The sequence below is a fragment of the Ignavibacteria bacterium genome (assembly GCA_016873845.1).
Taxonomy (GTDB): Bacteria; Bacteroidota; Ignavibacteria; order Ch128b; family Ch128b; genus JAHJVF01.
In genome coordinates, this window is the sequence record VGVX01000017.1 from 27001 (window position 1) to 40575 (window position 13575).

Below are 13575 nucleotides of genomic sequence, written 5' to 3' on the forward strand. Positions count from 1 at the left end.
GATATTTTAATTGTAGAGACACGCCCAGCCACAGCTGGTAAACGCGGCGTGTCTTTACTATATTATTTTACTATTTAATCAGCAGCATCTTCTTCGAGCTTGTAAATCCATCTGCAGTAATTTTATATAGATAGATTCCGCTAGACAAACCATTCGCGTTAAAGAAGTACTTATGTACACCGGGAGTTTGGAATTCATTATTCACTAATGAAACAACTTCCCTGCCAAGCACATCATAAATCTTCAAGCTTACATTTGAACTCCTCGGTAATGAATATTCAATTACGGTATTGGGATTGAATGGATTTGGATAATTTTGTTTTAGACTATATTCAATTGGGAATTCCGGATCATCTCCTACCGATGTTTGGAAGCCCACAAAGTCATCATCCTTCCGTGGGACTAATTTGTAATTACTGAATGAAAAGAAAAGTACACCAGTAAGAGAATCGAATTTATAACCAGTTTTCACCTCAGTTGTTTTGTGAGTCGGTAATGAAGTTGTCCAATTATTATGATACTTGTTAGGTCCTTCCTGAAGTTCAAGTCTAAGATCACCCGAACCATCTGTAATTAGAATTTCTCCAAAGTTGCTATTGCCTCCGCCGCCAGGACCAGGATTGCCGTCCGCATTTTCATTCGATACAGTTAGATTATTAAATTTAATCAAGACACCTTCCCATTTTTCAGCAGAAACAGTTCCTTTTGTTTTTCCGCCAATATCACCTGTAGTTTGTAATTGAGCAGCAGGAACTGAATTTCCGGATGAATGCTTAACAAAACTTGTGATCGAATCAATTGCTGTGTGAGAAAAAACTTCTCTAATTAATCCGGAAACAGAGACATCATCCCCTTTTCTTAATTCATCTCCAGTTAATCCTGCGACCCAAATTCCGCTCCAAGGACCAGTACCATTTTGAATATATGCACGGCGTGTTACAGAACCGCCATCGCCTCTTAAATCAGAAGTATCTGCTGTTACAATTCCACGCAATGTAACTCTATAATTCACATATCCGCCAAGACCATTTCCAAATGGTGCATATTGAATATCTTGAACTGTCAATGGTCTATTCAGCACTAAATAAAAATATCTTGAACGTGAAGTGTCTGTAGGATTGATAGAAGAGTTCCCTCCGTTATCTTGTGCCCAAACAAAGTAATCAACTAAAGCTGAATCCGTTACACCAGGAATAGTCGCTGTGTACGTCGTTCCGCTAGTGTTTGTCATATTCAATTCATTCAATGTTCCACCATTAACTCGGTATTTTAATTTAGCTGAAGAAATAGTTCCGTCAATGTCCGTAATTGATGCAGTTACTTGAACAGCTTGGCTTGGCGCTATAACGGCTTGATCTCTTGTGATGCTGCTTATTGCAGGCGGAATGATTGAACCGAGAACAATATCATTCGGGAAAATCGGTCTTAGGACAAATCCCTGAGAGCCGGTGCCAATGACACCGCGAATTTTATCTATTGTAGTTCCATCCAATGGTGGATCCCATGTTCGAAGTTGATGAGATCGGCGTGTAAAATATCCCGATTGATCATGAATAAATATTTTGTTTCCAGTTGCATCATTGATTGCATATGTGCCATTCGTCAAGTTGCGATCAGATGTGAAAACATTTGAGAACTCAACATACATTCCTTCATACTTTTCACCGGTGGTAAGTTGGATTGTTGTTCCAGTTGCGAATTGAGAAATTTGGACAGGAACTGCAGCTGGTCTTGCGGGTTTTGTACTCAGAAAATTTATCGAAACAGTTCTTAATACAAATATTTGTGTTTGCCTATTCGGTGTACCAAATTCACTCACTACACCAGTTATTGCAACAACTTGTGCCGAATCAAGCAAATCCATATTTGTTAATTGAGTGACACTGTCATCTTGGATAATGTTCAATCCCGCCCATTCACTCCCAAAAGCTGTATCAACAAGGTATGTTTGCCAACGGGGACCTGCCCACATAATTGGTTTTCGAGTTGTAGATGGATTGTCCAAGGTGGGAACCATCACCAATCCGACAACAGTAACCGTATCTCCAAGCTTAGAGGATGCATCGTTGCCTCCCGTTAAATCAGCTTCAGAACGAAACTGAATATCTCGGATTGAAACTGTGGGATAAGTCTGTGAATAAACGCTTGAAAAAGCTAAAACAATTAAAGAGGTGATTAAAAATATTTTTTTCATCTCTAACTCTCCTTTGTTATTATTTAATTATTAAAAATTTTCCGGTTTTAATTTTATTAGTAAGATTATCTTTCACTGTGAATAAATAAAGTCCGGTTGCAATTGCCTGATCGTTGTTTGAGATTAAATCCCAAGCATGTTCACCGCCAGACAGAATTTGATTCCCTTCTTTTGAATAAGTTTGGAACCAGCGAATATCATTTCCGCGGTAGTTTTGATCGTGCCGCAAAACTTTAACAATATCTCCTGATAATGTGTAAATGGTAATTTCACACGATTCAGGAAGATTGTAGAAATAAATTTTTCGCTGCCTTTCGCTCGGTCCATCCCAAATTGCATTAGCGTAATATGGATTTGGGTAGACTCCAATTTCTGCTTCATCTTTTGAAGTCGGCGAAGTTCCCGGTAAAACTCTTGATGCATTCACCAGCTGACTTCCCTCTAATATATCGATATTGTTTTCAGGATCTCCTTTATCAAATCCAGTAACAGAAAAAATATACTGCCAGCCATTCAACAAATTATCGAATTCGTATTTGTAATAATATTTCGTCGTATCATCTTTAAAAGTCTTTGCTGATGGTAATTGGATATAATTAAATCCTGTATTATAGCCAATATTATTTCCGGTACTGTCAAATTCTGCAATTTTGATAAAGAGCTGCTGAAGATCTTGGGCTTGAGTTAAATCAGAGCCTGCATTAGTTCTATAAATTCTATATCCTTCGAAATCTTTTTTCTTGGATAGTGGATCTATTGATTCCTCAGCGGACTTATCCCAATAAAGCGTAACCTTTCTATCTTCAGAAACAACTCTGAGATGAGGTGTAGTCGGCGGTTCGGGGAATCTGTAATTCGTGCTATAGATCAATTGCGCCCAATTTGCATTAACATAAAAATTCTTCCTCTGGATTTCTGTGTCGTAACGAGGCAAATCCGGACCATATTTTTTTGCACATATTATTGCAAACGTAACGTTTATTGAATCACCAGGATTGATTCTCGAAAAAGGACCGGTACTGATCATTACGGAACGATTGCTTGGTGTAGTGCGAAGCGGATCAATTCGATTTCTCGCAAGTGACTGCGACATTTTGTTGTATCTTTGATTATCATCCTGCGGGGCAAAGTAAATTGGATCAGAAGTATTTCTGAACTGCCAAGACTGAAAATATGCTGAATCTTTTTTTGGATTTGAACCAAGATATTTTATTCCAAGATAACTATCGCTAAAACCTGGGTCCCCGTCAAAATCAAACTCGTATGCCATTCTCATGCTGTCTATATATCCATTGCCGCCATGAGCATAAAAGGGTCCACCGGTTCTTGGTGAAGTTACGTTTGTATTGCGGACGACTGCATCTGTCCAAAGACTAACATAAACGCTGTCAATTCTTTTTGAAGAAACATTTTTGATCCAATAATTCATTATCACAAAGAAATCGGCAAACGGAAAATTCCATGCGTAGGATTCTTGCCTGACTGCTATTCCCAAGGGAATGTGATCTGGAATTGGTTCACCGGCAGCAAGCTTTGTACTTGTGTCGGCATATTCTGCTATGAAATCTTGATGACTGATCGCTTCGGGTCTATAATATTTCGAATTCAGCAAAGATGATTTTTCAATTACATAACTTTCGGCTGAGTTAGTGAATTCAAAACCTCCGCCGCGGGCACCAACGGTCGACGCATCAACTGAAGCGGTTGTTACTCGCACCTGACCATCGACAAAACCGCCGACCCACAAACCACCATCGAAAAGATGTTCAATTCCACTTCCCTTGGGATATTCACAACTCGGTTGGGCAGGCCAAAGCGTAAAACCGTGTCCATACATTCCGAAGTTTGTGATGGTAAGACCTATGTTCCCAATTTTAGTGTATTTTGAATTATCATCTTTTACGATTTTTGACAACTTCTGTGAATCATCATTAGGAATAAAACCGAGTGAAAAAATAATTATTGGAATAAAAATAATTTTGAGTTTCATGAATATTTAAAATTTAATTGATATTTCTTCACACAACTAAATATAAAAAAGCAGTACAGCTAATTCAATGAATAAGAATATTCGAGCCACCTGTCGGATTCGAACCAACGACCTGCTCATTACGAATGAGCTGCTCTACCAGCTGAGCTAAGGTGGCTTTACAATTTATAATGGAAAATGGATAACCAGTCTGCCGACAGATAAGATGGAGGATTATTCCATTTACCATCCGCCATTAAAAATATTTACTATCGATTCTTCTTTTTATGTCGATTCTTTCGAAGACGTTTTTTCCTCTTATGAGTCGACATTTTATGTCTTTTACGTTTCTTGCCTGATGGCATGATTTCTCCTTAATTAATTTTCAATGTGTTTTTAATAATTCGCTTGCTCTATGACCAACATCAGTATGCTCGCCTAATGCGATACACTTTTCAAGCCATTCCTTCGCTTTATCAACATTTCCTTTTGATAGATGCACAACCCCTAGGTTTAAATGAGCAATTTGATGCTTTGGCGATCGTTTGATCGATGCTAAAAATATCTCTTCGGCTTTATCGTAATTCTTCAATTCAAAATAACAAACTCCCATATCCACTCTTGCATCGGTATCGTTCGGTTTGAGAGCTAAATATAATTCATAATTTTTAATCGACTTATCGAATAAACCTGCATCATGAGTTAAATTCGCAAGCCGCAATAATTTCTCGGAATTCTTACTATCGGAAGCGAGTTCGGACTCTAATTGGTTTATTTCATTAAACTTTGCGAGATCAACTTTCTGCTGTTGTGCCTGCGGAATGTTCTGAACAGAAGTCGGAATAGTATTTTGTTCACTATAAACTAAAAGAATAAAAATCCCAATTATTATTGCCATAACAATAATTGAAATTACTTTCCATGTTTCTATACTCTTCTCAGCAGTTGTGGAATCTCCCAAGCTCGCACTTTTTTTCACCTTTACTTTTTTTAGAGGAGTTTCAACTCTTTGAGTGTGAGTAGTTGTCACATCACTCACAAAAACTTCCTCATCCCCAATAAAAGGAGAACCACAATATGAACAAGATCTTTCGGAATATAAATTCTCTTCTCCGCACTCACGGCATTTTTTTAATGATCTTTGAATTGTTTCTGGTTGACTGGATTCTTTAGAAATTTTGGTTCCGCATTCTCGACAAAATTTATCACTTACAGATATTTTAACACCGCATTCCGGGCACAAACTCACTTACTTACTTCTCCGATACATTATTTAATTTCATTCCTTTATCTACAATGGTTTTAAATTCTTTTGAAAACTTAAAAGTCGGGACATAATGCTCAGGTACAAAAACCTGCTGTCCGGATTTTGGATTACGAGCCATTCTGGAATTTTTCTTTTTCACTTTGAAAGTTCCGAAACCGCGGATCTCGATTCCGTGTCCTTCTTTTAATGCTGTAATTACTGTGTTGAAAAATCCTTCGACTACTGCTTCTGTCTCAAGTTTCGTTAAGCCTGTGCCTGCCGCAACTCGATCGACAATATCTGCTTTTGTCATTTTATTTACTCCTAAAAATTTAACCAAAATCTACCCAGGGCAGATCGTTTTTGATAATTTCGTATGATTAGATATTATCGAGAATCTATAACTTATTTAATTATAATAAGTTAGACGGCACAAAAATAAGTAAGCGGAAGGTGATTGTCAATTAAAATCAATCTTTTTGATATTATTTTAATTAGATAAAATTACTCCGGAGTTCCAACCGCCGCAATAAAATAACAGCAAGCCGCTGAGACTAACACAATTGAAAAACCAAATTCAACTGAGAGAAGCACTGCAAGGACAGTTGCAACTACACTTGCATATCCATTGATCCCCCAAGCCCATGGAATAATTAATGCATCCGAGTCGGATACTAATTTCAGTCCGGATGGGAATGGCATACCCATTAAAAATGCTATTGGAGAAATAATTACTAAGGTAATTAAAAGTTTGGTGAATAAATTAAATTCTAAAGTTATTAAAATTACTTCATCAATTATTATAATATAGATTAGCATCAGAATTACAATTACAAGAATCAGATGCACCAATGATTTGGATGTTAAATTCTTATATCCCGTAAAAAGACTCCCCACACCGGAGAAACACAGCATTGTGCTGATTATTATTGCAGTTGAGTAGATGTTATTTCCGAAATAGAAAATAAATTTATGTATGAAGACAATTTCAACAAGCATATATCCAAAACCTATTCCGGCGAAAAATAATAAGGTTTTTAATTTTATCGATTTTTCACCTCTGAGCCTGAGAAGTGGAAGTAAAATTAATAGGACGGAGAGCAGCAGTATAACAACAAAAGTCAGAACAACAATCACATAGCCAAGTTCAATGAAAGGTAAAGCCCTATCGCCAAAAAGTTTTGAAAGTATTGGAATGGATTTCCATTTGATGAAGTTTGAAAAATAGGGTTTATCATCAGTTGGTGCACCTATTTTGAATATATAATTTTCATCTAAATCATTTATACCATTAGCGACGATCATTTCCGATAAAGAGAAAATAGAAGTGTCCTGAAGAACATTATACTTATTTTTTTCGAAATATTTTTCACTCGCTGACCATAGCAGATCGAAAGAAAATTTTTCGCAGAATGCTTTTGTTTGATCTATTTGATTTCGATCGAAACTATTTTTTGATACAAAAAAAGTGACCATACCCCAGTTACGAATTGCTATGATGTGCCAATTCATTTTCATGATAGATTTTGCCTTGAGCATTCGAATAATAGTCGAAAAAATTTTCAATGGAGCTCGAACCGGATAATCGAGCCAGGTACTAATCATTATGATTCCACTCGGTGATAAACTTTCGAACATCTCTTGAAATGATTCGACTGTGAAAAGATATTCTTCCTGCATTGCGTACAATCCAGAGGACCCTCCAAACGTTTCGATAATCGGTAGAACTATTAAATCAAATTTTTCAGATGTACTTGCTAAATAAGACCTGGGATCTTTTGAGATGACTTCTACATTTGAACGCAAATAGATAGAGTCACTCTCTTCTGCTAAAGATGACACCATTAATTCTGCTAAAGACTCATTTGGTTCGACTGCTGTTATCTGTTTAGCGGCAGAAGTCAGTGCATGCGAAATATTTGAACCCGTACCTGGTTTAAATATCAAAACTTTTTCAGGCTGAATCAATCTGTACGCTAATTCTTGAGTAGTAAATTTGAGAAAATGCTCATCGACATAATACTTTTTCTTGTTGACCGCTCCGATAAAATCACCATTGTTAAAAATTGCATTCTTGGTTTGTATTTCATTTTTGAAGTGCAAGCTCAACCCTGGTGCGCTTCTTATTCCTTCGACGGAAACTACATTTATCAAACCATAAGGACTTGATTTAGTTAGTTCGATTTTACCTTTGGGCAGATTTAGTGTCTTACTCAGACTTTTATATTCCGAAATCTTAAGTTCAATCGGATTTATATACAATCCCACAGATATTATTAATGCAATCAGTCCAAATGAGATTAGAATTTTTTTCCGTCGCATTGGGATAAGTAAAAAACCCCCAACAACTGAAATCCACGAAACAATTACAGGTATATTGGTAGGAAGAAAATTCCACATCAAAATTATTGCAGCAACACCTCCGCAAGCCGAACCAACTAAATTGAAAAAATATAGTTTGCCAATCTTTGCTACGTGTTTTACGAATATCACACCGATTCCTAAGGCACCGAAAAAGAAGGGGAGGAAATATATTAAGAATGTGGTTAATAAAAGCAATGATTGCCTGCCGTCTACAAAAAGCAAAAACGAGTCAAATGTTCCTACAAGATTGTTCGAAAGAACAATAGATATCGAACTTGTCAATCCACTGCTAAAAAGTGCAGCTGGAATCACTAAGTCCGAATTTGATAATATCTTGTCACGATATAATGAAATAAGAGTACCGCTCGCTCCAAAACCAAGCAGAGCAATTGATATTATCATGTAAGCGTAATGATACCACTGAACAATTGAAAGAATTTGGATCAGAGATAATTGAAGTGTAATAAGAGATCCCGAAATTAAAAAAAGTGAAATGTACAGACGGCAGCCAAGAGGTTTGATATTTTCACTCTCCTCTCACAAAAGGAACAAATCTCACATGCATCAAATTTTTTGTAGAAATCTTTTCCCCTTTTTTCTCCACAAGCACGAGCGATTGAACGAGGAAAGGTGATCCAACTGGAATAATCATTCTTCCCCCATCTTTTAATTGCTTGATTAATGGAGGAGGAATAAATTCCGAAGCGGCAGTTACAACGATCGCATCAAAAGGAGCATGTTTTTCCCATCCATAATATCCATCAGCGTTTTGTGTAAGTATATTTTTATAACCTAATTTTTGCAGAGTTTCATTTGAAGAATTATGGAGTTCAGAAATAATCTCGATCGTGAAAACGCTGTCGACTATCTCGGCAAGTATGGCTGCTTGATATCCCGAGCCTGTCCCAATCTCCAGCACTTTATGAGTTTTCTTCGGTTGAATTGCTTCGGTCATGTATCCAACAATAAACGGCTGAGATATCGTCTGCCCATAACCGATTGGAACAGGTCCATCATCATATGCATCATCGATTCTGTTTTTTGGAACAAACTTGTGACGCGGGACAATTCTCATTGCAATTAAAACAGACTTATCAAATACGCCGCGTGCCTCAATTTGGAGCCGCACCATTCTTTCCCTTTTTGATTTATATGGATCGTCGTCACGAAATGATAAATTATAAGTTAAACCCAACGTCAGTGCGGCTAAGAGTAAAGATAATCGATTTTTTCCTATTCTTAACATTCATTCACTCTGCAATCCAGCGGAAATATAAAAGGAGTTTATTTTTAGTTCAATGAAAATCGGAAGTCAACGAATGGAGAAAAACGGGCTGTAACAAGTATCTGATGGATTTTGAAGGTTTGTCAGCTTAATTCGATAAAGGTTGGAACTTGCCAAATGTGAAGGTACTTCCCAATTAAATAATCCATCATCGGAAGTTTCTTCGGCAATCGAAAGTTTATGAGTGTGTTTCCTGTACAAATCAATCGCAACTGATTTTGCATCGGAGGAAACTGTCCATTGAATTTCTTTAAATGAATTATAATTCCAAATCTCTGAATATTTAGGTGAATTGATTCTTAGATGCGTTTGATCGACCTTCGGCGGTATGATGATCGTGGTACCAGTAATATTTTCCTTTTCACGGCAGGAAATAATTATCAAAAACAGAGTAATCAGAATGAGATAATTAATGAAAAATATTTTCTTAACGATCATATTCATTGTCAATCATCAATTGTCCATTTTACATTTGCAAGTCGGGGAGAGAGTCAGTCAAATGACGGAGAACCTGCGACTTTGGCGCCGAAGGCGCCACGCTCTAGCCGGGCTGAGATATTTGAAGTTCTTTCAAATACCTTGACGCTCCCCTTGCTTTTATCCTTTTTTCTTCTTTCCTCGCCTCGGCTCGTGTTAGGAATTTCTAAAAAAGATCAATTGCCGCGGTATCCAAAACAAGTCGATTTTAATTCGCCTGGATTATCTTCAAGCAAGCGACTTTCAATATTGCTGCACAGCCAGAATAGTATCGACCGGTTTTTCGATTGCGAAGAATGCAGGCATAAAACATTTGTCGGGGAGACAGGATTCGAACCTGCGACTTCTTGGTCCCAAACCAAGCGCTCTAGCCGGGCTGAGCTACTCCCCGAATAATATATTTAAACAAAATTTTAAAGAACTCTAAAGCAATCGAACATGCGACTTTGGCGCCAAAGGCGCCACGCTCTAGCCGGGCTGAGTTTATCCCGCAACTGCGGGGCTACTCCCCGAATAATTAATGTTCAATATTTCAAAATGTTTATTTGCGATTCAAATTGCGGTGCAAATTTAAGATTTCTTTTAAATAAATTCTATTAAAAAATCTTCTCCAAAAAAAAACGCAATAGATTCTATCTTTTCACATTGTAATTGAGTTCTAAAAAGATAGAATCTTTGTACATGTTAAAATGATTTTTGACGATAAGAGAATCTTTCTAGTTGAGTAATTCTAACTGTTTCAGCTTAGCGTTAAAAAATTTATTTAACGAATCAATGATCTCAGGAAGCTTTTGTTCAACTTCTACTGTTATCTTATCTCCGAAAGTAATTGCATCTTTTACTGATATGCCGCAGAGGATTATTTTGGGCAGTTTAATTTTCGAAGCTTCGAATAGTGAGAGTGAATTTGTAAAAGAAAGTGTATGGGGCGAAACGAATCGGGGGAGTTTTCCGTCTTCAAATTTTATTTCATAAACTTCGCCAATACTTTCTTCTTTTCTGAATGAATCAATTATGAATGCAACATCAAATTCAGTCAATTCATTCAGCAAGGAAAGCATATCATCAGAATGCTTGATAAGTAAACAGCCGAAAGTATAACGATTTAATTCGTATAATCCTTCGGCTGCTATTAGTCCAATTGCATCGTCAGTTAAGAGAGGATTCCCAATACCAACGATTGCAATTTTCACAAGCGCGATCTTTCGTTAAGTAAATTTCCTTTTGAATCGAATATTCGCACAACCATTGGCATTTGACCAGGCAGTGAATGGGTTGCACAACCAAAACACGGATCATATGCACGGAATGCCATTTCAATTTTATTCAAAAGTCCATCTGTAATTTCAGCACCTTTGGTAATTAGTCCGCGTGCTGCTTTATTAATCGAAAGTGATATTGGTGCATAATTATTAGTTGTTCCAACAATTAAATTGACTTTTGTAAGAATTCCTTTTTCATCAGTTGTATAATGATGCGTTAGAGTTCCACGAGGAGCTTCCACAATCCCAACTCCTTCAGAAGGAGTTTCTGATGGAATAGTTCGAATATTTGTACCGGTAATTTCCGGATCGCGGACTAAATCCAAAGCCATCTCTGCTGCACTTAATAATTCAATCACTCTTGCCCAGTGAGTAGCAAGAGTTGCATGAACGGGTTTCCCTCCAAGTGTAGAATACATTTTTTCATATTCTTCTTGAGCAAGCGGAGTTGGCATTCCATCTGCTGCATTCAATCGGCTTAATGGAGTCGCACGATAAATCCCGCTCTCTTTCCCATCGACAAATCCTTTCCATCCTACTTCTTTCAGAAATGGAAATTTCAAATAAGTCCAAGGTTCAACGTGTTCGGCAACAACATCCAAGTATTCGTTCGGTGAATATTTTACAAATTCAATTCCATCTGGATCGACTACACGAACTTTGCCGTCATAAAAATTGACTTTGTTGTTTTCGTCAACCAAACCCATGTAATAAGTCTGACTCGTAAACATGTCTGATAAAATCAAATCAACGTAAGCTTTGTTTTTAAGAACAACATCATTAAAAATTTGTAAAGTGAATTTACCGAACTCCACAAACCATTTGCAGTGCTCTTCAATTTCTTTTCGCTCTTCTTCGTTAATTCCTTTTGTGACTCCTCCGGGAATTGATGTAACTTGGTGCGTTTGTTTGCCGCCAAGAGTTTTAATAACCTGTTGAGTTCGTTTCCTCATTTCGATTACTTTGCCGCCAATCTCGAGTCCAACTTTTGCAACCACACCAAGAATATTTCGTTCTGCAGCCGGTGCATCCGGACCTACGACAAAATCCGGTCCGCCAAGAGCATAAAAGTGAGTTGTATGATCACCAGCATAAAAAACATTGTAAAGCAGTTCGCGTAATTTCTTTCCTGTTGAAGGAGGCTGGACTTTAAAAACCGCATCACATGCTTTAGCCGAGGCCATGTGATGTGCTTCAGGACAAACGCCGCAGATTCTTGTTGTGATTCGCGGCATTTCCTCAACTGGTCTGCCGACACAAAATATTTCAAATCCTCTCAATTCCGGAATCTGAAAGTATGTATTTGCGACCTCCCCATCGTCATTAACGAAGATGTCTATCTTTCCATGTCCTTCCAATCTTGTGATCGGATCAATCTTTATCTGTTTCATATTTGCTTTCTCCTTAGAATTGATGTCGGTAGTGAAAATCTATAAAACGTTCCAATCGGATCGGCTATTTGATCAAGAATTTTATCGATCTCTTCAAGTTCGTGTGCGTCAATCACAGAACTCAATGCGCTGATCATCTTTGTGCCTTGATCGTGAACATTCGGAGGCGGACCGTAACAACCTCGGCATGCGATGTTCGCTTGCGGACACAATGCGCCGCATCCATCCCGTGTCGCTGGTCCCATACAAATTAATCCTTGATCCAGCAGACATTCATTTGGATCTGGGACGATTTCGTAAGGTCTATAAAACTTTTTCAGTTTTTTCTCTTTACGTTCACGCGGGCATTCATCACAGCAAGTTTTTGTACCTGCCCCCAGAATTGAACCTGCAGGCGGAAGCTCTTTACCGCTTAAAATATATTCAATCACATTCCATATTTGTGTCGGCTGAGGCGGGCAGCCAGGAATGTAATAATCAACTTCAACCTCTTGATCCAGAGATTTGACATAATCCCACATCTCGGGAATTTCGATTTCACCTTCGGGCATTTTTGTGTGTGTTTGCGGGAAGACTCCGCCATTCTGCTTTACAGTTGAAGGAGAATCCTTATAAACCCAATCAAATATTTCTTGTTTGGATTTTAAGTTTGCCAGTCCAGGAATGCATCCTTCATAGGCACATGAGCCAAAAGCAACCAAGACTTTCGATTTCGCACGAAGCAGATGAGCTAATTCCGCATTTTCTGAATTTCTGATCGAGCCGTTGAAAAGACATATATCAATGCTTTTATCTTCCATAGCTCGAACATGGTGGTATTTAAAATCGAGTGCGACAGGCCAAAATACAATGTCGAAAGCATTCGCTATATCAAGAATTTTCTCATGAACATCGAGAACGGCTATCTCACATCCGCCGCAGCTTGCCGCCCAATATAATGCTAATTTCGGTTTAGACATTTTTTTCTCCTTTTAAATTCAATTCTGTAATGAAACAGTTTCTGATTTAAGATTTTTCACTGTCCCATTTGTCAATCTTAATGGACCGAGTTGTTTAATCTCTTCAGTGAATTCATTCACAACTTCAGCGAATCTATCCCCTTCAGATGCAGAGACCCATTCGAGTCTCAATCTTTTTGGATCAACACCAAAGGAATTCATCAATCTCTTGAGGAAGGGAATTCGTCTGATAGTCTTGTAATTCCCTTCTTGATAATGACAGTCACCAAGATGACAACCCATTACAACTACACCATCGGCTCCGAGTTCGAACGCCTTTAAAATAAATGTTGGATCGACACGACCACTGCACATTGTTCTGATAATGCGAACATTGGGTGCGGATTTTATTCGTGAAACACCTGCCAGATCGGCACCAGTATATGAAC

Annotated in this window: 11 protein-coding genes and 2 tRNA genes; all 13 read right to left on the reverse strand. The window is 37.8% G+C overall.

The features are described from left to right. Positions 1-70 precede the first annotated feature (70 nt). Positions 71-2194, reverse strand: a complete 2124-nt coding sequence (locus FJ213_05455) for a T9SS type A sorting domain-containing protein (protein ID MBM4175607.1) — start codon at positions 2192-2194, stop codon at positions 71-73. A 19-nt stretch (positions 2195-2213) separates the two neighbouring features. Beyond that, the gene (locus FJ213_05460) at positions 2214-4184 is read right to left on the reverse strand and encodes a hypothetical protein (GenBank protein ID MBM4175608.1); all 1971 of its coding nucleotides are present in this window, start codon (positions 4182-4184) and stop codon (positions 2214-2216) included. An 81-nt stretch (positions 4185-4265) separates the two neighbouring features. After that, positions 4266-4341: transfer RNA gene (locus FJ213_05465), tRNA-Thr, on the reverse strand. Between the two features lie 207 nt (positions 4342-4548). Further along, the gene (locus FJ213_05470) at positions 4549-5412 is read right to left on the reverse strand and encodes a tetratricopeptide repeat protein (protein MBM4175609.1); all 864 of its coding nucleotides are present in this window, start codon (positions 5410-5412) and stop codon (positions 4549-4551) included. 4 nt (positions 5413-5416) lie between these two features. Further along, a complete protein-coding gene (locus FJ213_05475) occupies positions 5417-5722 on the reverse strand; it encodes an integration host factor subunit beta (protein MBM4175610.1) in 306 nt (101 codons plus the stop codon). Between the two features lie 191 nt (positions 5723-5913). Continuing rightward, complete coding sequence (locus tag FJ213_05480; GenBank protein MBM4175611.1) at positions 5914-8175, reverse strand: hypothetical protein; 2262 nt, start codon at positions 8173-8175, stop codon at positions 5914-5916. 124 nt (positions 8176-8299) lie between these two features. Next, positions 8300-9019, reverse strand: a complete 720-nt coding sequence (locus tag FJ213_05485; GenBank protein MBM4175612.1) for a protein-L-isoaspartate(D-aspartate) O-methyltransferase — start codon at positions 9017-9019, stop codon at positions 8300-8302. Positions 9020-9085: 66 nt separating this feature from the next. Beyond that, positions 9086-9502: a hypothetical protein gene (locus tag FJ213_05490; protein MBM4175613.1), complete on the reverse strand. Its 417-nt coding sequence runs from the start codon at positions 9500-9502 to the stop codon at positions 9086-9088. Between the two features lie 346 nt (positions 9503-9848). Next, a tRNA-Pro gene (locus FJ213_05495) sits at positions 9849-9926 on the reverse strand. 325 nt (positions 9927-10251) lie between these two features. Then, positions 10252-10737: a hydrogenase maturation protease gene (locus FJ213_05500; protein MBM4175614.1), complete on the reverse strand. Its 486-nt coding sequence runs from the start codon at positions 10735-10737 to the stop codon at positions 10252-10254. Next, positions 10725-12188, reverse strand: coding sequence for a Ni/Fe hydrogenase subunit alpha (locus FJ213_05505; GenBank protein MBM4175615.1), 1464 nt, complete (start codon positions 12186-12188; stop codon positions 10725-10727). The genes FJ213_05500 and FJ213_05505 overlap by 13 nt, the downstream gene beginning before the upstream one ends. Beyond that, positions 12185-13147 (reverse strand): oxidoreductase, encoded by a 963-nt coding sequence (locus FJ213_05510; protein ID MBM4175616.1) that lies wholly within the window; start codon positions 13145-13147, stop codon positions 12185-12187. Before FJ213_05510 ends, FJ213_05505 begins: the two co-directional genes overlap by 4 nt. Before the next feature lie 18 nt (positions 13148-13165). Next, positions 13166-13575 (reverse strand): hydrogenase iron-sulfur subunit (locus FJ213_05515; protein ID MBM4175617.1); only part of this gene is annotated, 410 nt, incomplete at its 5' end.